We start from the raw sequence: 25,086 nt of genomic DNA, 5'->3' as shown, positions 1-25,086 counted from the left end.
ACCGTGTCCACCTCTTCGGAAGAGCTCCACAAACGGCGTCTGGCATCGGTCGCGCGAGGCGTCGGTTCCAGCATTTCCGCGTACGTCGACCGTGCCGCGGGCGGCACGCTCACCGACGTCGACGGGCGGGAGTGGATCGACTTCGCCAGCGGCATCGCCGTCACCAACGTCGGCAACGCCGCACCCCGCGTGGTCGCCGCCGTGCAGGAGCAGGTCGCGCGGTTCACGCACACCTGCTTCATGGTCGCGCCCTACGAGTCCTACGTGGCGGTCTGCGAGCAGCTGATCGAGCTGACCCCGGGGTCGTTCGAGAAGCGGGCCGCGCTGTTCAACTCCGGCGCCGAGGCGGTGGAGAACGCCGTGAAGATCGCACGGCACGCCACCGGGCGGCAGGCGGTCGTGGTGTTCGACCACGCGTACCACGGCCGGACCAACCTGACCATGGCGCTGACCGCGAAGAACATGCCGTACAAGCACCGGTTCGGGCCGTTCGCGCCGGAGGTCTACCGGGCGCCGATGTCCTACCCGCTGCGCGACGGCGGCCTGTCCGGCGCCGAGGCGGCCCGCCGGGCCATCGACGTGATCGAGAAGCAGGTCGGCGCCGAGAACGTGGCGGCCGTGCTGATCGAGCCGATCCAGGGCGAGGGCGGCTTCGTGGTGCCGGCCGCGGGCTTCCTGCCGGCCATCGCCGCGTGGGCGAAGCACAACGGCGCGGTCTTCGTCGCCGACGAGATCCAGACCGGGTTCGCCCGGACCGGACAGTGGTTCGCCTGCGAGGACGAGGGCGTCGAGCCGGACCTCATCACCACGGCCAAGGGGATGGGCGGCGGCCTGCCGATCGCCGGCGTCACCGGCCGGGCCGAGCTCATGGACGCGGTGCACGCGGGCGGGCTCGGCGGCACGTACGGCGGGAACCCGGTGGCCTGCGCGGCCGCGCTCGCCGCGATCGAGACGATGCGCGAACTCGACCTGGCAGCGGCCGCCCGCCACATCGAGTCGGTGCTCGTGCCTTCCCTTCGTACCCTCGCTGATCTTGACCCTGGAATCGCCGAGGTCCGGGGGCGCGGTGCGATGATCGCGATCGAGCTGGTGCAGCCGGGTGGCCTCGAGCCCGACCCGGTCCGGACCGCGGCGGTCTCCAAGGCGTGCCACGACGCCGGGCTGCTCACGCTGACCTGCGGCACCTACGGCAACGTGCTGCGGTTCCTGCCGCCATTGGTGATCTCCGATGAGGACCTGAACCGGGGCATCGAGATCCTTCGCGCCGCACTGAGCTAGTCGCCGGTGGCGCCCGCCGCACCCCGGCGGGCGCCACACCTCTCCCCGAAAGGCTCAGCTCTTTGCTCTCGCCAATCCTCACAGGGAAGAATCGCGTCGTGAGCGAATCGGCCCTGGACGAGATCAACAAGCAGATCATCGAGCACCTGCAGCGTGACGGCCGGATGTCGTACGCGACGCTGGCCAAGACGATCGGGCTCTCCGAGGCGGCGGTGCGCCAGCGGGTGCAGCGGCTCCTCGACAACGACCTCATGCAGATCGTGGCGGTCACCGACCCGCTCACCCTGGGCTTCGCCCGGCAGGCCATGGTCGGCCTGCGGGTCACCGGCGACCTGCGCCAGATCGCCGACGAGATCGCGACCATCCCCGAGGTCGACTACGTGGTGATCTGCGCCGGGCGCTACGACCTGCTCGTCGAACTGGTCTGCACCGACGACGAGCACCTGCTGGACCTGCTCAACGAGAAGATCCGTACGGTCAAGGGCGTCACCGAGGCCGACACCTTCATGTACCTGAAACTCGCCAAACAGACCTACGCCTGGGGAACTCGTTGACACCCTCGTTCTGGCTCGACTCCCTAGGCTCTCTCGAACGCCGGCCGGCCCTGCCCGGTGACCGCGACGCCGACGTGGCGATCGCGGGCGGCGGCTACACCGGGCTCTGGACGGCGTACTACCTGGCCAAGGCCGACCCGACCCTGAAGATCGTGGTGCTGGAGGCGGAATACTGCGGGTTCGGCGCGTCCGGCCGCAACGGCGGCTGGGCGTCCGGCGAGTTCCCGGTCCCCGAAGCGAAGCTGGCCCGGCGGTACGGCGCCGCCCGGGCCGCCGCCATGCACGAGGCGCTGGCCGCGGCGGTCGACGAGGTGGGCCGGGCCGCGGCCGCCGAAGGCATCGACTGCGACTACGCGAAGGGCGGCGTCATCTCGCTGGTCCGCAGCCCGGCACAGCTGCGGCGGGCGCAGGGCTCCCCCGGTTTCCTGGACGCCGCCGCGGCGCGCGCTGTGTGCAACGCCGACGACGTGCTCGGCGGCGTCTACAGCGAACACTGCGCGGCGCTGCACCCCGCCAAACTGGTCCGCGGCCTCGCCTCCGCGGTGGAACGTCTCGGCGTCACGATCCACGAGGGCACCCGGGTCCGGCAGATCACCCGCGGCGCGCTCGTCACCGACCACGGCACGGTCCGCGCCGGGACCGTGGTGCGGGCCCTGGAGGGATACACGGCCGGGCTCGCCGGCCACCGCCGCAACCTCGCCCCGGTCTACTCCCTCATGATCGCCACCGAGCCGCTTCCCGCGTCGTTCTGGGACCGGGTCGGGCTGGCCCGCCGCGAGACGTTCACCGACGAACGCCGCATGGTGATCTACGGTCAGCGCACGGCCGACGATCGGCTCGCCTTCGGCGGCCGGGGCGCGCCCTACCACTTCGGCTCCCGGGTCCACCCCTCCTACGACCGGGTGCCGGCCGTCTTCGACGCGCTGCGCCGCACCGTGACCGAGCTCTTCGGCATCGACCCGCCGATCGCCTGCCGCTGGGGCGGCCCGCTCGGCATCCCCCGCGACTGGATGCCCTCCGCCGGCCTGCGCGACGGCATCGCCTGGGCCGGAGGTTACGTGGGCGACGGGGTGGCGGCCTCGAACCTCGCCGGGCGGACGCTGGCCGATCTGATCCGTGGCAGGGAGAGTGGCCTGACCGCGCTGCCCTGGGTGAACCATCGGTCCCGGCGGTGGGAGCCGGAGCCGGCGCGGTGGCTCGGCATCAACGCGGGGCTGAAGGCTACCGCTCTGCTGGATGCCTGGGATCGGCGGTCCGCGGCGTAGTACTGGGTTTGGGGACGCTTGTCCGTGCAGCCGGTCGGCCGGTGGTGTTCGGGAGGCCGCTCTGCGGTGCGGTTGGCCTCACTGGGCTGAACGTCAAGGTCGGGGTGGCGCCCGAAATGTCGCTCTGCGGTACAGCCACCACGGGCCGACTGAACAACAGGGTCGGGATGACACCCGAAATGTCGCTCTGCGGTACAGCCACCACGGGCCGGCTGAACAACAGGGTCGGGATGACACCCGAAATGTCGCTCTGCGGTACAGCCACCACGGGCTAGCTGAACAACAGGGTCGGGATGACGCCCGAAATGTCGCTCTTTGGTGCAGCCTGCACGGACAGCGCCGCTCGGGGCGCATACTCGGCTGCAGCGTAATGCTTTGGACCCCTCCCCCGCAGCGATGGACTGCAGCTGGTGGCGGGCGGCTGCAGCCGGTTGCTCCCGGACGGGTGCTCTGGCGCAGCGATGGGCTGCAGCGCGGCGCTCCCGGACACGCTGCAGCCGGTTCGGGTGGGCTGAACGGGAGGCGCGCCATCGACCTGATCGCGGTGGAGTGGGCGCTCAGCATGTTCGCGGAGCCGGCTCGCGGCGTCCACAATGGCGGGCTGTCCACAGGGCAGTGCCCGGAGATCGCCCGATTCCGGCACACTGGCCAGCGGGGGAGCCCCCAGGGAAGGGCGGGCCCTGGACTGGTTCGACTTCGACCAAAACGATCGATCAACTGCTCAGCGGCAACCTCACCCGAACCACGGTCCCCGACGGCCGGTTCTCCTCCAGCCTGATCGTCCCGCCATGCTGCAGCACGATCGCCCGCGCCAGACTCAACCCCAGCCCACTCCCCGACATCCCCTGATGCCGCACGTTGCTGCCCCGGAAGAACCGGTCGAACACCCGCGCCCGCTCATCGGCCGGCATCCCGATTCCCTGGTCGGCGATGCAGAGTTCGGCCATCGACCCTTCGACGCGCAGTTTCACGTGCACGGGCGCCCCCGGCGGGCTGTACCGGATCGCGTTGGAGAGCAGGTCGTCGACGACCTGGCGCAGCCGTTCGGCGTCGGCGGGCAGGGGCAGGGCGGCGGGTAGTTCGGTGACCAGGGTGAGGCGGTCGGCGCCGCGGCGGGCTGCGGTGACGGCTTCGGCCACCAGGGAGGCGAAGTCGGTCTCGTGCCGGTCCAGGACGAGGTGGCCGGAGTCGAGGCCGGCCAGGTCGAGCAGGGTGTCGGCGATGCGCTGGAGGGCGGCCGCGTTGCGGGCGATCACCCGGGCCATCTGCCGGCAGTCGGCGTCGAGGCCGGCGGATTCCTCGGCCAGGATGGTGGCGTTCGCGGTGATGGAGGTGAGCGGGGTACGCAGCTCGTGGCCGACCAGGTCGACGAAGTCGCTCTGGGCCCGGGCGAGCTGCCGGCCCAGTTCCTCGGCCCGGCGCCGGGAGACGAACACGCCGATCTGCGCGGCCACCCCGTCGAGGAGCACGGTGAGCAGGTCGGGCTCGTATTCCTGGGTGCCGGCGTAGCAGGTGAGCACGCCGAACAGGGTGCCGCCGTCGCGGACCGGGACGGCCAGGGCGGTCCGCACACCGCGCCGCAGGCAGATCTCCACCCGCTCGCGCTCGTGCTCGGTGCGCAGGTCCCGGCTGAGCGCGATGTCCGGCACCCAGATGGCGCGCCCGGTCTGCCAGGCCCGGCCGGTGATGCCTTCGCCGGGCACCGGGGTGTGCCCGAAGAACCCGTCCGGGTCGAAGCCGGACGAGTCCCAGTGGCCGACGGCTTCGAGCGAGCCGGTGGCGTCGTCGATGAGGAACAGTTCGGCGGCCGGCCAGCCCAGCGTGCCGGTGACGGCGCGCAGCACCTCGGGCGCGGCCTCGCGCGCGTCGACGGCGCGTTTCAGCACGTAGTCGACGGCGATGTGGCAGGCCCGGAACCGCTCGGCCCGGCGCAGCGCGGTCACCTCGTGCGCCACCGCGACGGCGCCGAGGAGTTTGCCGCCGGCCCCGACGATGGGGCGGGCCGTGGTGCCGAAGACCCGGCTGCGGTGCCCGGGGAGTTTCGCGTGCACGTCCTCGGCGAGCACCTGCTCGCCGTGCAGCGCCCGCATGAGCGGGGTCTGCTCCCAGGGCATCGGCCGCTGGTCGGGGCCGGACAGCACGGCGACGGTCTGCTCCTGGTAGTCGTCCGGCAGCGGGCCGTCCGGCGGCAGGCCGCGCACCTCGCGCATCGCCTTGTTCACGAAGACCACCCGGCCGGCCGCGTTGCAGGCGATCACCCCGGCGTCGAGGCTCTGCAGCAGCGCGCCGAGGAACGCGCCGTCGTCGAGCGCGGTCACCTCGAAGCCGGCCGTGACGACCAGGGTTTCGGCGATGGTCAGGAGCATGTCGGTGTGCTCGCCGGTCCAGGACCGCGGCCTGCCGTCGAGCACGGTGATCGAGCCGATCGGCCGGTCGTCGTCGTTGCGGATCGGCACGGTCAGGAAGGAGCGCACGCCGTACTCCCGGACCAGCGGGTGCTCGCGCAGCTCGGGTTCGGTTTCGGCGGCCATGTCGGCGCAGAGCACGACGTGGCCGGCCGAGACGGCGTACTTGCAGACCGAGTGGCTCATCGGCACCCGGCGGGTGCGGCGGAACGGCTCGGGCACGCCGTGCAGGCCGAGGATGTGCTCCTCGTGGTCGCCGACCAGGGTGACCGCGGCCATCGGGGTGCCGAGCATGCGGGCGGCGAGCGCGGCGACGTCGTCGGGGTGCCCGATCCGGCCGGGGAGGGTGCGCATCGCCTGTTCCACGGCCGCGAGGCGCACCGGATTCCCGAGCACCGATTCGTCGAGCACCACCATGATCAGCCCGCTTTCTCACCGGCATCGGCCTGGTCATGGGCGGCAGCCAGACGCTGAGGACCACACCTCGTGGTCACGGGCTTCCCGACGGGACACCCGTCCTCAAACTACACTGAAACCGGCATTTCGGCCGGACAGCGCGAATCGCTGCTGTCGTGGTCGTGCGGGCCGATCTCCAGCAATTCCTGGACCGTGGCGAGCAGCTGGTCGTTCGGGCACGGCTTGAGCAGGATCGCGCAGCACTGCGCGGAGCCGGCCCGCGGATCGCCGGGCCGCAGGTGGCCGCTGAGGATGGCGATCGGCGTCCGGGAGGCCCGCGGGTCGGCACGGACCGCGGCGATCAGTTCCCAGCCGTCCATCCGGGGCATGCCGAGGTCGGTGACGATCACGTCCGGCTCGTTCTCCGCCAGCAGTTCCAGCGCGGCCACCCCGTCCACCGCGCGCAGCACCGTCATCCCGGCACGTTTGAACACCCTGGTGAGCACCAGTGCGATGTCCTCGTCGTCCTCGGCGATCAGCATAACGGGCATATCAGCTCCATCAAACGGTCTCGTTCTCAGGATGCCCCCGCGCGGGAGCCGCCGCGCCGCTATACCGGATTTCCGGCCCGGAGGGGTGCAAGGCGGCGGCACCACACCACGGGGCGGCGGTACCACGAGAGTGGTGATCATGTGCCACCATCGGGCGATGCTCCCGACCGCCCGCCGTGCCGCGGCAGCGCTGATCCTCGCATCCACCCTGCTCGCCGGCTGCTCGGACGACCCACCCGACTACCGGATCGAGGGCGACGTCTGCGATCTGATCACCGAGAACGCGGTGCAGGCGCGGATTCCCGAGCCGCCCGAGGTGCAGGCCGATCCGGCCAACGGGCAGTGCGAGCTCGCCTACGCCAGCGGGAGCATCACGCTGCTGCTCTTCGCCGAGGTGTTCCCGGATTCCGCTGCCGCCACCGCCAAGTTCGATCAGTTCAAGAGCGCCGAGGGTACGGTGACCGAGCTCGATGATCTGGGTGAGGCGGCCTATCTGCGCCGCTGGCACGACGACAGCAAACCATGGTCACCGCAGGACCTGAGCGTCTTCAAATACGTGGTCCGGGACGGCGGCCTGGTCCTGTCGTACCACTACTCGGGGTTCGTCACCGAGCCGGCCGGCTGGCCGGCCACGGAGCAGGAGATGCAGGACCTGCTCCGGGCCGACGTCGAGAAGGTCATGACGAAGCTGGAGGTCTGAGCCGGGGTCAGAGCAGCTTCTGGGCCTCGACCAGCACGCCGCGGATGATCTGCTCCATCTCGGCGAACTGGGTCTCCGTCGCGGTCAGCGGCGGGGCCAGCTGGATGACCGGGTCGCCCCGGTCGTCGGCGCGGCAGTAGAGGCCGGCCTCGAAGAGCGCCTGGGAGAGGAATCCGCGCAGCAGCCGCTCGGACTCGTCGGCGTCGAACGTCTCCTTGGTGGCCTTGTCCTTCACCAGCTCGATGCCGAAGAAGTAGCCGTCGCCGCGCACGTCGCCGACGATCGGCAGGTCGAGCAGCTTCTCCAGGTACGACCGGAACAGCGGGCTGTTCGCGGTGACGTGCTGGTTGAGGCCCTCGCGCTCCATGATGTCGATGTTCGCGAGCGCCACCGCGGCGCCGACCGGGTGGCCACCGTAGGTGATGCCGTGCGCGAACCAGTTGGCGCCCTCCAGGAACGGCTCGGCCAACCGGTCCGAGGCGATCATGGCGCCCAGCGGCACGTAGCCGGAGGTGAGGCCCTTCGCCACGGTGATGATGTCGGGCTGGTAGCCGTACTTGTCGGCGCCGAAGAACTCGCCGAGCCGGCCGAACGCGCAGATCACCTCGTCCGAGACGAGCAGCACGTCGTAGCGGTCGCAGATCTCCCGGACCCGCTGGAAGTAGCCGGGCGGCGGCGGGAAGCAGCCGCCGGCGTTCTGCACAGGCTCGAGGTAGACGGCCGCGACGGTGTCCGGGCCCTCGAACTCGATCGCCTCGGCGATGCGGTCGGCGGCCCAGATCCCGAACTGCTCCGGCGTCATGTTCTCGTCGGGGCGGCGGTAGTAGTTGGTGTTCGGCACCCGCACGGTGCTCGGCACGAGGGGCTCGAAGTCCTGCTTGAAGGGCGGGATGCCGGTGATCGACAGGGCGCCCATCGAGCTGCCGTGGTACGCGATCGCCCGCGAGATGACCTTGGTCTTCAGCGGCTTGCCGACCCGCTTGAAGTAGGACCGGGCCAGCTTCCAGGCGCTCTCCACGGCCTCCGAGCCGCCGGTGGTGAAGAAGACCCGGTTCAGGTCGCCGGGGGTGAGGTCGGCGAGCCGGCCGGCCAGCTCGATCGCCTTGGGGTGCGCGTACGACCAGATCGGGAAGTAGGCCAGCTCGGCGGCCTGCTTCGCGGCGGCGTCGGCGAGCTCCTGCCGGCCGTGACCGGTCTGCACGACGAAGAGGGCGGACAGGCCGTCGAGGTAGCGCTTGCCGCTGGAGTCCCAGACGTAGCAGCCGTCGCCGCGGGTGATCACCGGGACGGGGGCGTCACGGTAGGCGGAGAGCCGGGTGAAGTGCATCCACAGGTGGTCGCGGGCGGTCGCGGAGAGAGCGTCCACATCAGCTGGTCTGTCGGTCACGGTGAGAACTCCTGCACGCCACTGGTCACTAGTGTTGCCAGTGATCCTGCCTACGGAATCCGTCGTGCACAAGACCTCCGACCACTATTTCCGTACTGTTTCGGCAGCACAGCGGCTCAGACCGTACAAAGCAGCAGGCGCCACCCGGCAGGAAGCCGGATGGCGCCCCTCCCGGGCCGGGGAGGAACTCAGGCCGCGGTCTTCTTCGGTCGTGAGCGGATGTTGGTGATCACCGCGATCAGGACGCCGGCCGCGAAGATCAGCGTGCCCATCACGTTGACCTGCGGCGGCAGGCCGACCCGGGTGGCGCCCCAGATCCACAGCGGGAACGTGACGCTGGTGCCCGCGGTGAAGTTGGTGACCACGAAGTCGTCGACGGAGAGCGCGAACGCGAGCATGAAGCCGGAGAAGACCGCCGGCAGGATGATCGGGAACGTCACCTTCCAGAACGTCGTCCACGCGTTGGCGCCCAGGTCGGCGGCGGCCTCCTCGATCGAGCGGTCCAGGGTGAGTACCCGGGCCCGCACCACCGTGGCGACGAACGAGATCGAGAACATCACGTGCGCGATCGTGATCGTCATCGGGCCCAGGCCGATGCCGAGCGAGACGAAGAGCGTCAGCAGCGACGCGCCCATCACGAGCTCCGGCGAGGACATCGTGGCGAACATGATCAGGTTCATGCCGCCGGAGCCGCGGAACTGGTAGCGGCCCAGCGCGTAGCCGATGCCGGTGCCGAGCGCCGTCGAGATGATCGAGGCGGCGACCGCGATCACCAGCGAGAGGATCAGCGCCGAGGTGAGGTCGTCGAGCGCGAACAGCTCGCGGTACCACTTCAGCGTGAAACCCTGCCAGGTCTGGTTGTACCGGCCGCTCGGGTCGTTGAACCCGAACAGGATCATCACGAAGATCGGCAGCACCAGCCAGATGATGACCAGCCAGGTGTACGCGTGCAGGAATTGCACGCCGCCGAACCTCTTGCGCACCTTCACCGTCCTGACGGGCGGCTTCTCGAGCGTCGTCGTCATCGGGCGGCCACCTTCATGACGTCCTCGGTGCCGAGCGCCCTCGCGTACGAGAAGACGCCGATCAGCAGCACCGCCATCAGGGTGAAGGACAGCGCCGAGGCGGTCGGGTAGTTGGAGCTCGACAGGTACTGGCTCTGGATGACCTGGCCGATCATGGTGGTCTCCGAGCTGCCGAGCACCTCCGAGTTGACGTAGTCGGAGCTGACCGGGATGAAGGTCATCAGCACGCCGGCGAAGACGCCGGGCACCGCGAGCGGAAGGATGACCTTCCGGAACGCGGTGATCGGCGAGGCGTACAGGTCCCGCGCCGCCTCGACCACGCGGGGGTCGATGCGCTCCAGGGCCACGTAGATCGGCAGCACCATGAAGGGCAGGAAGTTGTACACCAGGCCGCCGATCACCGCGGCCGACGTGCCGAGGATGTGGAAGTTCTCCGGGAGGAGACCCGCCTCCTTCAGCGGACGCAGCAGGAAGCCGTCGTCGGTGAGGATCAGCCGCCACGAGATGGTGCGCAGCACGAACGACACGAAGAACGGCAACAGCAGCAGGAACAGGTAGGTCGCCTTCCGCTTGCCACCGTAGAAGGCGATCCAGTACGCGGCCGGGAACGCCAGCACGATCAGGATGACCGTGGCGATGACGCCGTACACCAGCGAGCGGATCAACTGGGTCTGATAATCAGAGATCGCCTCGACGTAGGTCTGCCAGTGACCCGTGAAGACGTACCCGTTGACGATGTCGCCCTCCTGCAGCGACAACGACAGCATGGTCGCCATCGGCACCGCGAAGAACATCAGGAGCCACAACCCGCCGGGCAGCACGAGCAGGTAGGGCGCGAGCGTACGTTTGACCCGGCCCATGGGTCAGCCCAGCACGATCGGGTCGAAGATCTTGGAGAAGTCCTGCTGCTCCTCGGCCGTGTTGAAGTCGACGTAGTAGTGCAGCTTCGCGTAGTCCGACTCGGCCGGGAAGACCAGCGGGCTCTCCGCGACGGAGGTCAGGTACTCCTTGTCCTCACCCTTCGCCTCGGCCGCGTGCTGCTTCATGACGGCCTGCGCGCCGGGCACCGGGCACACGTAGTTGATGTACTCGGCGAGCGTGGCGGCGTTGTCCACCTCGTAGAAGAAGTCCATCAGCGTGATCGCGTCGACCGGGTTGGCCGCGGTGACCGGGATGGTCATGTTGTCGGTCCAGATCGTGCCGCCCTCGGACGGGACCACGAACTTGAAGTCCGTGCCGTCGGAGACGTTCTTCTGGAAGATGTCACCGGACCAGGCCTGGGTGATCCAGACCTCGCCCTTGCCGAGCGCGTCGATGTAGGTCTGGTCGTAGTACTGGCGGACGATGCCGGCGTCCTTCTGCTCGCGCAGCTTGGCGGCGGCCTTCTTCCACTCGGCCTCGCCCGACTCGGACGGCTTGAGGCCGGCCGCGAGCAGGCCGAAGTTGCCGAGCTCCTGCAGGTCGCGGAACATGCCGACCTTGCCCTTGAAGGCCGGATCCCAGAGGTCGGCGAGCGAGGTGATCGGGCGGCCGGTCTTCTTCTCGTCGTACGCGATGCCGGTGATGCCGGAGGCCCACGGGATGCTGAAGACGTTGCCCATGTCGTACGACGACTGCGCGTACGACTTCGCGGCGTTCGCCACGTAGTTCGGCAGCTTCGAGTGGTCCAGCGGCGCCAGGAAGCCGGCGTCGCGGAACTGCCCGAACTGAATCGAGTTCGTGATCACCATGAGGTCGTAGCCGATCGACTGGCCGGCCGACAGCTGTGGCTGGACCTTGGCGAACCAAGGGCCCATCTCGTTGATGACCTCGTCGTAGGAGTTGATCTTGATGCCGGTCTTCTCGGTGAACTTCTTGAGCTCCGGCCTCTTCGGGTCCATGTAGAGCGGCCAGTTCGCGAAGTCGAGCGTGCCGTTCTTGACCTTGCCGCTCCAGAACTTGGCGACCGCGTCGGGCGCGACGCTCGCCTGCGGCTTGCCCTGACCCTCCACGCCACAGGCGGCGAGGAAGGCACCCATCGCCGACATCCCGCCGAGGCGAAGCGCGTCGCGGCGGCCGAACCGCCGCTGCGTCATGCCCCGGAGGACGGAGGGGTCCGGCTTATTGGTGGGGAACAACTTCAGACTCCGATCGGGTACGAGTGCTGAGGGGCCCAGGTGAGGAAGACGCGCTCGCCGCGCGAGGCGACGTCCTCGGCATCGTGTGCGTTCTGATCGAACACCACGAAGTCTGATCCGGCGGTGGTCGCCACCGTGTAGTTCGTCGACGTCCCGTGGTAGACCACCTCGGAGACGGTGCCCGAGACGACGCTGAGCCCCGGCGCGTGCGGCGCCGTACGGTGCAGATCGATCTTCTCGGGGCGCACCGACACCTCGACGTCGCGGCCGGCCCGGAAGGTGGGCGGCACGGGCAGCAGGACCCGCTCCCCGGACCCGAGGTCGATCACCCCGAGGCCGTTCTCCACCCAGCTCACCTGGCCGTCCACGAGGTTGGAGGTGCCGATGAAGCCGGCCACGAACCGGGACGCCGGGCGCTCGTAGATGGCGCGCGGCGAGCCCAGCTGCTCGATCAGGCCGCCGTTCATGACCGCGATGCGGTCCGACATGGTCAGCGCCTCGCCCTGGTCGTGGGTGACGTAGACGAAGGTGATGCCGACCTCGCGCTGGATGCGCTTGAGTTCGACCTGCATCTGCTGGCGCAGTTTCAGGTCGAGGGCGCCGAGCGGCTCGTCCAGCAGCAGGGCGCGGGGGTGGTTCACGAGCGCCCGGGCCAGCGCGACGCGCTGCTGCTGGCCGCCGGACATCTCCTTGGGCTGCCGCTTCTCCATGCCGGTCAGCGAGACGATCTCGAGCATCTCGCCGACCCGGCGCCGGATCTCGGTCTTCGACACCTTCTTGCGCTCCAGGCCGAAGGCCACGTTCTGGAGCACGTTCAGGTGCGGGAAGAGCGCGTACGACTGGAAGACCATGTTGACGTCACGCTTGTTCGGCGCGACCCCGGTGACGTCCTGGCCGTCGAGGAGGACCTTGCCCGCCGTGGGCTCCTCGAAGCCCGCGATCATCCGCATCGTGGTGGTCTTGCCGCATCCCGAGGGTCCGAGCAGCGAGAAGAACTCCCCCTGTCCGATCGCCAGGTCCAGGTTCTTGACGGCCGGCACCGCCTCACCGTGCGACAGGTAGTCCTTGCGCACGCCGGCGAACTCGATCGCCGGGTGCCCGGCGGGCCGGTCGGTGCCGATCGGCGCGCTCGTGGCGTGGTGCGGGGGAGAAGTGGTCATCTATCACCTCAAGCGGGGCGTTATGTCTGCGGGTCTGAAGAACCGGATCAGCCGTTGAAGCTCATGACGTGCTTGATCCGGGTGTACTCCTCGAAGCCGTACATGGAAAGGTCCTTGCCGTAACCGGAGTGACCGTAGCCGCCGTGAGGCATCTCGGAGACGAACGGCAGGTGCGTGTTGATCCACACCGCGCCGAAGTCGAGCCGACGGGAGACCCGCATCGCCCGGCCGTGGTTCTGCGTCCAGACACTGGCACTGAGACCGAACCGGACGTCGTTGGCCCAGCGGACCGCCTGCTCCTCGTCAGTGAAACTCTGCACCGTGATGACCGGGCCGAAGATCTCGTCCTGGATCATCTCATCCCGCTGTTGCAGTCCGGTCACGACGGTCGGCTCGAGGAAGTACCCCCGGTCGCCGATGCGGTTGCCCCCGGCCACCACCTCCGCGTGGTCCGGGGTACGGGCCAGGAAGCCGGTCACCCGCTCCAGCTGGCTCGCGTTGTTGACCGGCCCGAAGAAGGCGTCGGCGTCCGACGGAGCGCCCACCCGGGTGCGCTTCGCCGCGGCGGCCAGCGCCGCGGTGAAGTCGGCGGCGATCCGCTCGTGCACGAGTACCCGCGTCGCGGCGGTGCAGTCCTGCCCGGCGTTGAAATATCCGGCGCCGGCGATCGCGGCCGCGGTGGCCTCGATGTCGACGTCGTCGAAGACCAGCACCGGGGCCTTGCCGCCGAGCTCGAGGTGGACCCGCTTCAGGTCCGGCGCGGCCGCCGCGGCCACCTCCATGCCGGCCCGGGTCGAACCGGTGATCGAGACGAGCTGCGGCACCGGGTGCGACACCAGCGACCGGCCGGTGTCCCGGTCCCCGCAGACCACGTTGAGCACGCCCGGCGGCAGGAACTCGGCGGCGATCTCGGCGAGCAGCAGCGTGGACACCGGAGTGGTGTCGGAGGGCTTGAGCACGACCGCGTTGCCGGCCGCGATCGCCGGCGCGAACTTCCAGACGGCCATCACCATCGGGTAGTTCCACGGCGCGATCTGGCCGACCACGCCGATCGGCTCGCGGCGGACGAAGGAGGTGTGGTCGCGCAGGTACTCCCCCGCCGCCTTGCCCTCCAGGATCCGCGCCGCGCCGGCGAAGAACCGGAGCTCGTCGAGGACCGGCGCCAGCTCCTCCTGGCGCGTCGCCTCGACCGGCTTGCCGGTGTTGCGGCACTCGGCCGCGACGATCTCCTCGCCGCGCGCCTCGAGGGCGTCGGCGATGCGCAGCAGGGCCCGCTGACGCTCGGCGGGCGTGCTGTCCCGCCACACCTCGAACCCCTCGGCCGCCGAGGCCACCGCCCGCTCGACGTCCCGCGCCGAGGAGACCGGCGCCTGCGCGTAGGTCTCCCCGGTGCTCGGGTCGACGACCGGCGAGGTGATCCCGTCGGCGGTGTCGGTGTAGGACCCGGCGACGAAGTTGCGCAGCACGATACTCACGAAAGAGGGAGCCTTCCGGTTCATGGTGTGCCGGCGGTCTCACCGGGACTGGCCAGGACCATTCCACACCGATGTATTGAGGGGCAAGGGAATCCGAAGTAATTTCCAAGCCTGAAACGGAATCAGAAGATCGACACCGGTTCAGACGACGCAATCCGGGGTTCAGGCGGTGGTGTAGCCGTCCGCCACCGTCAGCGCCCCGTCCAGGATCGCGAGGCCCTCCTTCAGTTCGTCCACGCTGATCGTGCACGGCGGCACCACGTGGACGCGGTTGAAGTGGACGAAGGGCCAGAGCCCCTTCTCCTTGCACGCGGCGGCTACCGCGTTCATCGGAGCGGCGTCTTTTCCGGAGGCATTAAACGGGACAAGAGGCGTCTTGTCCTCATTTTTAATGAGCTCCACCGCCCAGAAGACACCGAGGCCGCGTACGTCACCGACGCTCGGATGCTTTTCCGCGATCTTCAAAAGCGCCGGGCCGATCACGTCCTCGCCCAGCATCCGGGCGTGCTCGACGATCCCCTCCTCCTTGAAGATCTGCATGCTCGCCACCGCGGACGCCGTGGCCAGCGGGTGACCGGAGTAGGTGAGCCCACCCGGGAACGGCCGCTCCCGGAACGTCTCGGCGATGGCGTCCGCGATGACCACGCCGCCGAGCGGCAGGTAACCGGAGTTGACGCCCTTCGCGAACGTGATCAGGTCGGGGGTGACGCCCCACCTGTCGATCGCGAACCACTCGCCGCACCGGCCGAAGCCGGCCATCACCTCGTCGGCGATGAAGACGATGCCGAACTCGTCGCAGAGTTCCCGCACCCCGGCCAGGTAGCCGGGCGGTGGCACCAGGATGCCGTTCGTGCCGACCACGGTCTCCAGCAGGATCGCCGCGATCGTGGATGGGCCCTCGAAGACGATCGTGTCGCGCAGGTGCTGGAGGGCGCGCTCGGCCTCTTCGACCTCGTTTGAAGCGTGGAACGGCGACCGATAGGGATAGGGGCCCCAGAAGTGCACGACCCCGATCGCGACCGGCTCGTTCGGCCAGCGTCGCGGGTCGCCGGTCGCGGTGATCGCGGTGGCGGTCGAGCCGTGGTAGCTGCGGTACGTGGAGAGCACCTTGTGCCGGCCGGTGTGCAGGCGGGCCATCCGGATGGCGTTCTCGTTGGCCTCGGCGCCGCCGTTGGTGAAGAAGACCTTGTTCAGGCCCTCCGGCGCGACCTCGGCGATCATCCGGGCCGCCTCGCCGCGCTTGTCGTTGGCGAAGGCCGGCTGGATGGTGCAGAGCTTCGCGGCCTGCTCCTGGATCGCCGCGACGAGCCGCGGGTGCTGGTGACCGATGTTGATGTTGACGAGCTGGGACGAGAAGTCCAGATACCTCCGGTCATCGTAGTCCCAGAAGTAGCTGCCGAGAGCCCCTTTGACCGGCAGGGGGTCGATCAGGCCCTGCGCGGACCAGGAGTGGAAGACGTGGGCGCGGTCATCCGCGCGCACCTGAGCCTCAGACGACATGGAAACCATCCTCAACGAGTCTGCGGGAAGCCGAGGTCGATCGACGAAGTCCCCGGATCGGGCCAGCGGGACGTGACGACCTTGCTGCGGGTGAAGAAGTGGATGCCGTCCGGGCCGTACATGTGGGTGTCGCCGAAGAGCGAGGCCTTCCACCCGCCGAACGAGTAGTAGGCGACCGGGACCGGGATCGGCACGTTCACGCCGACCATGCCGGCGTTCACGTCGAACTGGAACTGCCGGGCCGCCCCGCCGTCCCGCGTGAAGATCGCGGTGCCGTTGCCGTACTCGTTCTCGTTGACGAGCCGGACCGCCTCGGCGTAGGTGTCCACCCGGACGACGCTCAGCACCGGCCCGAAGATCTCGTCGGTGTAGACGGTCATGTCCGGCTTGACGTTGTCGAGCAGGGTGGCGCCCAGGAAGAAGCCGTTCTCCGGAAGCGCGTCGGAGCGGCCGTCGGCGACCACGGTGGCGCCCTGCCGGGCACCGGCCTCGATGTAACCCGCCACCCTGTCCCGGTGCTGTGCGCTGATCAGCGGGCCCATCTCGGAGCCGGGATCCGTACCGTCGCCGATCTTGATCTTGGGAAGGCGCGCCGCGATCGCCTCCACCAGCGGGTCGGCGATGTCGCCGACGGCCACCACCACCGAGATCGCCATGCACCGCTCGCCGGCCGCGCCGTAGCCCGCGCTGATCGCCGCGTCCGCCGCCGCGTCGAGTTCGGCGTCCGGGAGGACGATCATGTGGTTCTTCGCGCCGCCGAGGGCCTGCACGCGCTTGCCGTGGGCCGTGCCGGTCTCGTAGATGTACTTCGCGATCGGCGTCGAGCCGACGAAGCTCACCGCGGCGATGTGCGGGTTCACCAGGATGGCGTCGACCGCCTCCTTGTCGCCGTGCACCACGTTGAACACGCCGTCCGGCAGGCCGGCCTCCTTCCAGAGCCGGGCCAGGAAGAGCGAGGCCGACGGGTCCTTCTCGCTCGGCTTGAGCACGAACGCGTTGCCCGCGGCGATCGCGGTGGCGCACATCCAGAGCGGCACCATCGCCGGGAAGTTGAACGGGGTGATACCGGCGACCACGCCGAGCGGCTGCTTGATCGAGTAGACGTCGACGCCGGTGGCGGCCTGCTCCGAGAAGCCGCCCTTCATCAGGTTCGGGATGCCGGTGGCGAACTCGACGTTCTCCAGGCCCCGGGCGATCTCGCCGGCCGCGTCGGCGAGCACCTTGCCGTGCTCGCGGGTCACGATCTCGGCGAGTTCGCCGGACCGCTCGGCGAGCAGCTCCCGGAAGCGGAACAGAACCGCCGAGCGCTTCGACAGCGAGGCCTTGCGCCACTCCCCGGCGGCCTCCGCGGCCACCGCGACGACGGCGTCGAGCTCCTCCTTGGACGCCAGGTCGACCTCGGCGATCTGCGAGCCCGTGGCGGGGTTGAAGACCGGGCCGACCCGGCCGGACGTGCCTTCGTGGACAGCGCCGGAAACCCAGTGCGAGATGCGATTCATGGGGGGAGATTATGTGACGACCATGGACCGAACAATCCTTGAAATGTACTGTCACAAAAATGCTCGACGCGGTCATGGAACGACTCAGCGACCCCAGCGCCCGCGGCCTCGCCGAGGCGGTGAGCCGCGCGGTCGGCGACGGCGCGCTCGCCCCCGGCGCGAAACTGCCGCCGGTCCGCACCGTCGCCGGCGAGCTGCACCTCTCCCCCAGCACGGTCAACGCGGCCTGGCAGCTGCTGCGCCGGGCCGGAACCATCCGGACGGACGGCCGGCGAGGGACGATCGTGGCGACGGCCGGCGCCGGCGGTCCCGGCCGCTACCGCGCGGCGCTCCGGCGTACCCCGGGCTTTGGTCTTGATCTTTCAACCGGCGTGCCGGATCCGGCGCTGCTCCCGCCCATCCCGGTGCTGCACGGCCTCTCCCCCGCGCCGTCGTCGTATCTCGACGAGCCGGTGCTGCCCGCGCTGGGAGCGCTGCTGCGGGATCGCTGGCCCTACCCGCCGGACCGTCTCGCGATCTTCGACGGGGCCATGGACGCGGTCGACCAGGTGGCGTCGGCGCTGCTGCGTCTCGGCGACCTCGCGGTGGTGGAGAACCCCTGCTTCCCGCCGCTGCTCGACCTCCTGGAGGTCCTCGGCGTCTCGGTGATCGGCGTCGGCACGGACGCCTCCGGCATGCTTCCGGACCAGCTCGCCGCGGCCCTGGCCCGCCGGCCCGCCGCCGTCTTCCTGCAGCCGCGCGCCCTCAACCCCACGGGCGCGTCGTGGTCACCCTCGCGGGCCACCGCCCTCGCCGCGGTGCTCGCGCAACACCCGCATGTGTACGTCGTGGAGGACGACTCCGCCGGTGACCTCAGCGCCGGGCCGCTCTGCTCGCTCGGGGAGCACCTGCCACGCCAGGTCGTGCACGTGCGCAGCTTCTCCAAGTCGCACGGCCCGGACCTGCGGCTCGCCGCGGTGAGCGGCCCGGCGACCGTCCTCGACCCGATCCTCGAGCGCCGCCTGCTCGGCCAGGGCTGGACCAGCCGCCTGCTCCAGCACCTGCTGCTCGCCCTGCTGACCGACCCGGCCTCGGTCGCGGCGGTCCGCGCGGCCCGCGACGAGTACGCCCGCCGCCGCCGGCTCGTCACGTCCGGCCTGGCCGCGGCCGGCATCGTCCTGCCGCCCGGCGAGGGCCTCAACATCTGGCTGCCGGTCGAGGACGAGCAGGCCGCCCTCCTCAGCCTCGCCGCGGCCGGCATCGGCGCGGCGGCGGGCACGGCGTTCGCCGCAGGCCCCGGCACGGCCCCCCACCTCCGGGTGACGGTGGGCCTGATCGCCACCGGCCACGACGAGGTGTCCGCGCAGCTCGCGAGGGCTGCCCGGGCCGCGAGACCGTCGATCCCCCGTTGACTCACACCTACTAGGCGTGAGACCATGGACGGCATGAGTACATGCGACACTTCGTCCATGGCTGAGGAAACGCTGCCGATCCGGCCCGAACCGTGGACCGAGGAGGACTTCTTCGCGCTCGGGGAGACCCGGAGCAAGATCGAACTCGTCGACGGGAGCCTCTGGATGAGCCCCTCACCCAACGGACCACATCAAGACATCAGCGGCCAACTACGCGAAGCGCTGCGACCCGGCGCACGAGCGCTCGGGCTCCGGGTGCGGCTGGACCTGGACGTCCGCCTGCAGCCGGGCACGATCCTCCGGCCCGACCTCATCGTGGTCACAGGGCCCCGGGTGGTGAACACGACCGAGGTCGCCGACGTCCTGCTGGTCAGCGAGGTGATCTCGCCCGGCAACGCGACCACCGACCGCCTTCTCAAGAAGCAGCTCTACGCCGCCGCCGGAATCAAGTGGTACCTGCTGGTCGAGCCGGACATGCCCGACTACGAGTCGCTCACCCTGAGGCTGTTCCGGCTGGAAGGCGCCGCATACGTCGAGCACGCGGTGGCGGCGAGCGGGACCACCCTGACCCTGAATGATCCCTTCGCCGTCACGATCGACGTCGACGACCTGCTGGACCTCTGAGCCGTCGCTTCGCCGGCTACCTCTCCGGGACGAAGCTGTCGAAGACCAGCTGCAGGTCCTTGCGGGCCGCGTCCCACTCCGAGTCCCTGGTCTCCCAGTAGAAGCCGTACGCCTTGTCGTCGGCGACCACCGTGCCGCGGTTGTTGACGTGCACCCGCGTGCCGCCCCGGTTGAACGTGAACTCCCAGTCGGCGGCCTTGCGGAAGTACTTCACCGACTCGATCTTGATCTCGTCGTACTTCGGGAAGTCCCCGCGCGACACCCGGTACTCGGACTGCGACTGCCAGTCCTTGACCGGATTCGACTTCGGCCGGTCGGTCTGGTCGATGCCGAGCACCCGGCCGTCGCCGCGGAAGTAGACCATCGTCCCGCGCTGCGACTTCGCCCAGCCCTCCGGCACGTAGACCGAGAAGCCGGTCGGATCCTTGTAGTCCTTCCAGCCCGCCGGGATCGCCGGGCGCCCGCCCGCGGACGACGGGGCCGGCGACGACGGAGCGGGCGAGGAGGGCGCCGCCGACGACGGGGCCGCGCTGCTCGGCGCCTGCGTGGCCGTCGTGGCGGCGGCGGGCGGCTGGGCCGCGGGCGTGCTCGCGGCGGTGCCGGCCGGCGACGGCTCCTGCTGCGCACCGGTCTGGTCGTCCGGCCGGGTCAGCACGAACCCGGTCACGCCGGCGACGAGGAGCACCACCGCGGCGAGCGCCGCCAGCAGCCGGGGGTTGCGCCGGCGGGCCTCCCCCGCGACGTCGAACATGGTGCGCTGGGCGGGTATGTGCGGCGCCGCCGCCGGTCGCTCCTCCTGCGGGGGTACGGGCAGGACGGCCGTCCCCTCGGCCGCGGCGCGCATCAGCTGCTCCGCGTCCTCGATGCCGAGCCGCCGCGCCGGGTCCTTGCGGAGCAGGCCCTCCAGCACCGGCCCGAGCGGCCCGGCGTGGGTGGCCGGCTCCGGCTCCTCGGTGGCGAGCGCGGTCAGCGTGGCCATCGTCGACGACCGCTCGTACGGCGAATGCCCCTCGACGGCGGCGTACAGGGTCGCGCCCAGCGACCACAGGTCGGCCTCCGGCCCGCTCTTGCCGGACCGGGCCCGCTCCGGCGCCATGAAGTGCGGCGAACCGACCACCACGTCGGACCGGCTGATCACCGAGTCGTCGTCCATGGCGGCGATGCCGAAGTCGGTGAGCAGCACCCGCCCGTCGTCGGCGAGCAGCACGTTCGCCGGTTTCACGTCGCGGTGCTCGACGCCGTTGCGGTGCGCGGCCCGCAGCGCGCCGAGCAGCTCCAGCCCGATCCGCGCGGCGCGGGCCGGGTCGAGCGGCCCGTCGTCGGCGATGACCTGTTTGAGCGAGCGGGACGGCACGTATTCCATGACGATCCAGGTCCGGCCGTCCAGCTGCAGCACGTCGTACACCTGAACCACGCCCGGATGGCTGAGCCGGGCCGCCGCGCGTGCCTCCCGCAGCGTGCGCCGTGCCGCGGCGCCGCCCTCCTCGCCCGGTGGCTGATCGATCTCCTTGATCGCGACATCGCGCTGGAGCGTCTCGTCGCGGGCCAGGTGCACAGCACCCATCCCGCCGCGGCCCAGCAGCTCACCGAGCTGGTACCGCCCGGCAAGGATCGTCGGCGCATCGGGCATAGGTTCCGTCATACCCTTTCCGCGAGCGTCCCCAACGTAGGCCGTGGCCGCCACGCGTGTCGCAAGTAGGTCGTCCGGGCCCTTCCCGGCGGTGCCCATTCTCCGCAGGCCCGTCCAGCGCTTGACGGCCGGGCCTACGGTGGCCGTCGTGCCACTCAACGATCATGAGGTCGCCATCGCAGCGGCGCAGGCCGGAGCAGCAGTCGTCGGTGACCACTACGGCACCGACCTGACCCGCGTCGACAAGTCCGGCGGCGACTTCGCGACCGAGGCCGACATCGCCGCCGAACAGGCGGTCCTCCAGGTGTTGCGCACCCACCGCCCGGCCGACGCGATCACCGGCGAGGAATCCGGCGCCACCGGCCCGTCCACGGCCTCCCGCCGCTGGCTCGTCGACCCGCTCTGCGGAACCCTCAACTACGCCGTCCGCAATCCCCTCGTAGCCGTCAACGTCGCCCTCTCCCCCTCCGGCGCCGCGGCCTCGGCCGACCCGTTCAGCGGCGAGGTCTTCTGGACCGACGGGAAAGCCTCATGGGTACGGTCGGACGGCCGCGACCACCGCCTCCGCCCGTCCGCGGACTCCACCCTGGTCGACGTGAACCTGGATCCGCCCTTCCGCAGCCACCCGGCCCTCCTGCTGTCCGCCCCCGGCTTCACCGGCCGGTTCCGCCCCCGGGTCCTGTCGACGACGCTGGCGCTGGTGTGGGTGGCGGCGGGTCGCCGGGCCGCGTACGTCACCTACGGCCCGGTCCGCGACAGCGTCCACTTCACGGCCGGAATGGCGATCTGCGAGGCGGCCGGCTGTGTGGTCACCGGCGTCCAGGGGCAGCCGCTGCACACCGGCGCGGGCGGTTTGCTGGTAGCCGCCGACCGGGAGACACACGAGCGTCTGGTGGAGCTGGTCAACGAGTCGTGGGCGCCGCTCGGACAAGCCCCTCAGGCGTCCTAGGAACCTAGCCCGACGCCACCGCCAAGGCGCGACTCGAAGTGCCACCAGGCATCCTAGGAACCTAGCCTGCGGCGGCACGGCTGTGGCCCCGGCCGAACCACCCGGCCAGGGCCCACACCGCGAAGCTCCGCCTCAGCGAGCCTTCCGGATCAACACCACCCCGATGGCGGCCGCGGCGACGGCGGCCCCGAGCACCGCGTACTTCCGAGGCTCCTCGATCACCCGCCGGGGCACCGCCCCGATCGCGGCCCGAGCCTGTTCCGCGGTCTCGGCGGCGGCCTCCGCGACATGCGTACCGGTCTCCGTCGTCGCCTGCCGCACCCGCCCCGCAACGTCGGCTTTCGCGGCCAGGGCCGCGGCGGTCTCCCCCATTTCGGTCCGGGTCCGTGCGATCTCGGCCTTCAGTTCTCCGGTACGGCCGGAGCCACCACCCGCATCCTCCGACCGGGAGCCGGAGGACGAGTCCTCGGCTGAGCCGGCGCCGGTGGACGCTGAAGCCTTCGCCTCCGCGGTCCCCGGAATCGGCACGGTCCCGGTAGTGCCCGTCTTGGCCGGCTCATCAGCGACCCCGGCGGAACTTCCTGAGGGGATCGCCCCGCCCTTGGCGGCCTCGCCCACACTCTCGGGCTTGGCCGCGGGGGCGGGCTTCCCGGCACCCGGCGGCACCGCCCCCGACCCGGTCGCCGGGGAGCGCGTCCCGGATTGCGCGGCCTCGGCCCGGAGCGAAGCCACCAGAGCCTCGCCGACGGTCTCCGGCACATGCGGCTCAGCTGCCGAGCCGGCGCTCTCACCCGATTTCGCCACCGACGAGGGCGCGGCCATCGCCGTGGACGGGCCCGAAGCCGCACCCGACGGCGCAGGAGCCGCGGCCGAGGATGCGGAGGACGGGCGTGGCGAGCCGGAGGACGCCCCGCCCGAACCGCTGCCCGCAGCCTGGCCCTTGGTGGATCCGCCCGGACTCGGCTTGCGGCCCGCGGCCGGTGGCGCCTCCCCGCGTGCCGGCTTGGCAGGCCCGGGACCGGTCCGATTGTGGCTGGGCGGTGGCGCCGGCTTGGGACCGCCCGGCTTCGAGCCGTGCTGCTTCCCCGAGCGGCCCTGCGAAGTCCGAGCCGTGGCGTTGACGCTCACCCCGCGCTGACCGCCCGAACCCGAGCCCGCGGACGAGCCCGAGGAGCCCGAGCCCGCAGAAGACCCGGAACCCCCGGAAGAACCCGCGGCGGCTCCCGACGGCGAATCCATCGGACGTGAGGTAGCGCCGGCCGCGGCGCCCGTGGGCGAACCCGAGGAGGCTCCCGAAGAGCCGTTCGCGGGAGCGCCCGCAACCCCGCCGGAAGAGCCCGGCCGCGCCGAACCCTCCCCGCCCGAGCCGAAGGAGGACCCCCGCGAACCGCCCCGGCCGGACCCGGAACCGCCGGACGACGTCACGACTGCCTCCCCTGACGAGCCGCCGTCATCAGCGTGTCGACGTCACGGCGGCCGCTCGCCATGGCCGCCTCGGGGGTGGGTGGCACGGCGCCCTGTACTTCCTTCTTGCCGATGAGGGCGGCCACCCCGGCCGCCGCGAAGAGCACCACCGTCACGATGAGGGCGGCCGCCCATACCGGCATGACCAGGGCCAGTGCGGCGCCGGCCGTGACGAACAGGGCGCCCAGCCCGTACGAGGCGATCACCCCGGCCCCGCCGAGCAGCCCGGCGCCCTTGCCGGCCCTCTTGCCCTTCTCCATCATCTCGATCCGGGCGAGCGCCAGCTCGTCCCGCACCAGGGTGCTCACCTGCTCACTGAGCCGGCTGACGAGTTCAGCCGTGGAAGCCTGTTCGGTTCGTGCATCAATGTGGGTCATCGTCCCCTCCGTCCTGCACGTTCTTCAGGCAGTTCACGTACCCCTGCGAATCCCGACTAATCGCCCCACCGGCAAAGGTCAGCGGGCGACAAGGTGGTGCGGATTCGGGACGCCATCGGGATCGAGCCGAGATGTACCGCTCCTTTGAAACGTCTCACCCTGCTCACCGAGAACGGGACCGCGCTCTCCCCACGTACTCGTTAAGTGCATGCATGCTCAACTCTTGACCCAGCGCTAACAGGATCGTAACGTGAGTCACACCCCCGCTAGAACGTTTCAAGAATGTCCTTATCTGGAGGCGTCATGCGTCCTCGGTTCACTGCCGCCGTCGCTCTCACCGCGACGGCCGCGCTGGCTCTCACCGGGTGCACGAAGAAGAACGACAGCGACACCGGCACCGGATCCGCGGCGAGCGGAGACAAGACATACAAGGTCGCGTTCGTCCCGAAGCTTCAGGGAGTCCCCTACTTCGAGGCGATGAACGCGGGCGGCAAGGAGGCCGCCGCCGCGCTCGGCAACGTCGAGTGGCTCTACCAGGGTCCGACCCAGGCGGACGCGGCCGCGCAGGCCGACATCGTCCGCTCCTACATCCAGCAGAAGGTCGACGCGCTGATCGTGGCGCCGAACGACCCCGACAGCATGGCTCCCCTGCTGCAGCAGGCCAAGGACGCCGGCATCCACGTGGCGACCGCCGACACCGACGCGCCGACCAGCGTGCGGGAGGTGTTCGTGAACCAGGCGACCGCCGAGGGCATCGGCCAGGGCCTCACCGACTCGCTGCTCACCGCGATGGGCGGCAAGGGCAAGTACGCCATCGTCTCCTGCGGCCAGACCGCCGAGAACCTGAACTCCTGGATCGAGGTGCAGAAGGCGTACACCAAGGAGAAGTACCCGGAGGCCGAGATCGTGGACATCGTCTACGCCGGCGAGGACCAGGCCAAGGCCACCCAGATGGCGACCGACCTGATGAACGCCCACCCGGATCTGACCGGCCTGGTCGGCGAGTGCACGAGCTCCGCTCCGGGCGTGGCGCAGGCCGTCAAGGACGCCGGCAAGATCGGCAAGGTCTTCACGGTGGGCCTCGGCACGCCGCAGGCGATGAAGCCGTACCTCACCGACAAGTCGTCGACCGCCGCGATCCTCTGGGACGTGGAGAACCTGGGCTACCTGACCGCCTGGGCCGGCGCGCAGCTCGCGCAGGACAAGCCGTTCGCGGCCACCAACAACGTCTCCAGCGACCTGTCCGCGGTCGCCTACACCGAGGCCGACAAGATGCTGCTGCTCGGCCCGGCGCTGCAGATCACCGACCAGAACGTCGACCAGTTCAACTACTGAGCCG

Annotated in this window: 21 protein-coding genes; 8 read left to right on the top strand and 13 right to left on the bottom strand. The window is 70.3% G+C overall.

The annotated features are described in order from the left end of the window. The first annotated feature begins 3 nt into the window (after positions 1 to 3). The 3 genes from gabT to AB0G10_RS08090 all read left to right on the top strand — a co-directional run bounded on the left by gabT (position 4) and on the right by AB0G10_RS08090 (position 3,097). Positions 4 to 1,278: a 4-aminobutyrate--2-oxoglutarate transaminase gene (gabT, locus tag AB0G10_RS08100; RefSeq protein ID WP_360918047.1), complete on the top strand. Its 1,275-nt coding sequence runs from the start codon at positions 4 to 6 to the stop codon at positions 1,276 to 1,278. A 98-nt stretch (positions 1,279 to 1,376) separates the two neighbouring features. Next, entirely contained in the window at positions 1,377 to 1,832 is a 456-nt protein-coding gene (locus tag AB0G10_RS08095; RefSeq protein ID WP_360918046.1) for an Lrp/AsnC family transcriptional regulator, read from the top strand. Next, positions 1,829 to 3,097 carry an FAD-binding oxidoreductase gene (locus AB0G10_RS08090; RefSeq protein WP_360918045.1) on the top strand — a complete coding sequence of 423 codons (1,269 nt, stop codon included), beginning with the start codon at positions 1,829 to 1,831 and terminating at the stop codon, positions 3,095 to 3,097. Before AB0G10_RS08095 ends, AB0G10_RS08090 begins: the two co-directional genes overlap by 4 nt. A 713-nt stretch (positions 3,098 to 3,810) precedes the next feature. Here AB0G10_RS08090 and AB0G10_RS08085 read toward each other — a convergent pair. Continuing rightward, positions 3,811 to 5,919: a GAF domain-containing protein gene (locus AB0G10_RS08085; RefSeq protein ID WP_360918044.1), complete on the bottom strand. Its 2,109-nt coding sequence runs from the start codon at positions 5,917 to 5,919 to the stop codon at positions 3,811 to 3,813. Positions 5,920 to 6,026: 107 nt separating this feature from the next. After that, positions 6,027 to 6,449 (bottom strand): response regulator, encoded by a 423-nt coding sequence (locus AB0G10_RS08080; RefSeq protein ID WP_360918043.1) that lies wholly within the window; start codon positions 6,447 to 6,449, stop codon positions 6,027 to 6,029. 157 nt (positions 6,450 to 6,606) lie between these two features. Here AB0G10_RS08080 and AB0G10_RS08075 point away from each other — a divergent pair, with 157 nt between their 5' ends. Then, entirely contained in the window at positions 6,607 to 7,149 is a 543-nt protein-coding gene (locus AB0G10_RS08075) for a hypothetical protein (protein ID WP_360918042.1), read from the top strand. A gap of 7 nt (positions 7,150 to 7,156) precedes the next feature. Here the strand turns inward: AB0G10_RS08075 and AB0G10_RS08070 are convergent, their stop codons facing one another. From AB0G10_RS08070 to AB0G10_RS08035, 8 genes are all read right to left on the bottom strand, one after another. Continuing rightward, complete coding sequence (locus tag AB0G10_RS08070) at positions 7,157 to 8,536, bottom strand: aspartate aminotransferase family protein (RefSeq protein ID WP_360918041.1); 1,380 nt, start codon at positions 8,534 to 8,536, stop codon at positions 7,157 to 7,159. A gap of 188 nt (positions 8,537 to 8,724) precedes the next feature. Next, on the bottom strand, positions 8,725 to 9,561 hold the full coding sequence (locus AB0G10_RS08065; RefSeq protein WP_360918040.1) for an ABC transporter permease: 837 nt from the start codon (positions 9,559 to 9,561) through the stop codon (positions 8,725 to 8,727). Further along, positions 9,558 to 10,421, bottom strand: coding sequence for an ABC transporter permease (locus tag AB0G10_RS08060; protein WP_360918039.1), 864 nt, complete (start codon positions 10,419 to 10,421; stop codon positions 9,558 to 9,560). Before AB0G10_RS08060 ends, AB0G10_RS08065 begins: the two co-directional genes overlap by 4 nt. A 3-nt stretch (positions 10,422 to 10,424) precedes the next feature. Then, positions 10,425 to 11,636 carry a spermidine/putrescine ABC transporter substrate-binding protein gene (locus tag AB0G10_RS08055; RefSeq protein ID WP_360918038.1) on the bottom strand — a complete coding sequence of 404 codons (1,212 nt, stop codon included), beginning with the start codon at positions 11,634 to 11,636 and terminating at the stop codon, positions 10,425 to 10,427. Positions 11,637 to 11,680: 44 nt separating this feature from the next. Beyond that, a complete protein-coding gene (locus AB0G10_RS08050; protein WP_360918037.1) occupies positions 11,681 to 12,838 on the bottom strand; it encodes an ABC transporter ATP-binding protein in 1,158 nt (385 codons plus the stop codon). A 47-nt stretch (positions 12,839 to 12,885) separates the two neighbouring features. After that, the gene (locus tag AB0G10_RS08045) at positions 12,886 to 14,337 is read right to left on the bottom strand and encodes a gamma-aminobutyraldehyde dehydrogenase (RefSeq protein WP_360918036.1); all 1,452 of its coding nucleotides are present in this window, start codon (positions 14,335 to 14,337) and stop codon (positions 12,886 to 12,888) included. Positions 14,338 to 14,475: 138 nt separating this feature from the next. Beyond that, positions 14,476 to 15,813 (bottom strand): aspartate aminotransferase family protein, encoded by a 1,338-nt coding sequence (locus tag AB0G10_RS08040; protein ID WP_360918035.1) that lies wholly within the window; start codon positions 15,811 to 15,813, stop codon positions 14,476 to 14,478. Positions 15,814 to 15,824: 11 nt separating this feature from the next. Next, positions 15,825 to 17,312 (bottom strand): CoA-acylating methylmalonate-semialdehyde dehydrogenase, encoded by a 1,488-nt coding sequence (locus tag AB0G10_RS08035; protein ID WP_360918034.1) that lies wholly within the window; start codon positions 17,310 to 17,312, stop codon positions 15,825 to 15,827. A 59-nt stretch (positions 17,313 to 17,371) separates the two neighbouring features. Between AB0G10_RS08035 and AB0G10_RS08030 the strand changes: the two genes are divergently transcribed. Further along, a complete protein-coding gene (locus tag AB0G10_RS08030) occupies positions 17,372 to 18,703 on the top strand; it encodes an aminotransferase class I/II-fold pyridoxal phosphate-dependent enzyme (protein WP_360918033.1) in 1,332 nt (443 codons plus the stop codon). A gap of 57 nt (positions 18,704 to 18,760) precedes the next feature. Then, positions 18,761 to 19,327, top strand: a complete 567-nt coding sequence (locus tag AB0G10_RS08025; protein WP_360918032.1) for a Uma2 family endonuclease — start codon at positions 18,761 to 18,763, stop codon at positions 19,325 to 19,327. 16 nt (positions 19,328 to 19,343) lie between these two features. Here the strand turns inward: AB0G10_RS08025 and AB0G10_RS08020 are convergent, their stop codons facing one another. Next, complete coding sequence (locus tag AB0G10_RS08020; RefSeq protein ID WP_360918031.1) at positions 19,344 to 20,957, bottom strand: serine/threonine-protein kinase; 1,614 nt, start codon at positions 20,955 to 20,957, stop codon at positions 19,344 to 19,346. 148 nt (positions 20,958 to 21,105) lie between these two features. Here AB0G10_RS08020 and AB0G10_RS08015 point away from each other — a divergent pair, with 148 nt between their 5' ends. Continuing rightward, the gene (locus AB0G10_RS08015; protein ID WP_360918030.1) at positions 21,106 to 21,906 is read left to right on the top strand and encodes an inositol monophosphatase family protein; all 801 of its coding nucleotides are present in this window, start codon (positions 21,106 to 21,108) and stop codon (positions 21,904 to 21,906) included. A gap of 132 nt (positions 21,907 to 22,038) precedes the next feature. On the opposite strand, the gene AB0G10_RS08010 is transcribed toward AB0G10_RS08015, so the two are convergent. Then, positions 22,039 to 22,638: a DUF3618 domain-containing protein gene (locus AB0G10_RS08010; RefSeq protein ID WP_360918029.1), complete on the bottom strand. Its 600-nt coding sequence runs from the start codon at positions 22,636 to 22,638 to the stop codon at positions 22,039 to 22,041. Between the two features lie 689 nt (positions 22,639 to 23,327). Further along, positions 23,328 to 23,747 (bottom strand): phage holin family protein, encoded by a 420-nt coding sequence (locus AB0G10_RS08005; RefSeq protein ID WP_360918028.1) that lies wholly within the window; start codon positions 23,745 to 23,747, stop codon positions 23,328 to 23,330. A gap of 303 nt (positions 23,748 to 24,050) precedes the next feature. Here AB0G10_RS08005 and AB0G10_RS08000 point away from each other — a divergent pair, with 303 nt between their 5' ends. Continuing rightward, positions 24,051 to 25,082 (top strand): autoinducer 2 ABC transporter substrate-binding protein, encoded by a 1,032-nt coding sequence (locus AB0G10_RS08000; protein WP_360918027.1) that lies wholly within the window; start codon positions 24,051 to 24,053, stop codon positions 25,080 to 25,082. Positions 25,083 to 25,086: the final 4 nt, after the last annotated feature.

Origin of the sequence: Actinoplanes sp. NPDC023714, from assembly GCF_040639855.1 — a bacterium.
Classification (GTDB): Bacteria; Actinomycetota; Actinomycetes; order Mycobacteriales; family Micromonosporaceae; genus Actinoplanes.
Note: the sequence above shows the minus strand (reverse complement) of the source record. Positions and strands in the feature narration are given on the sequence as shown.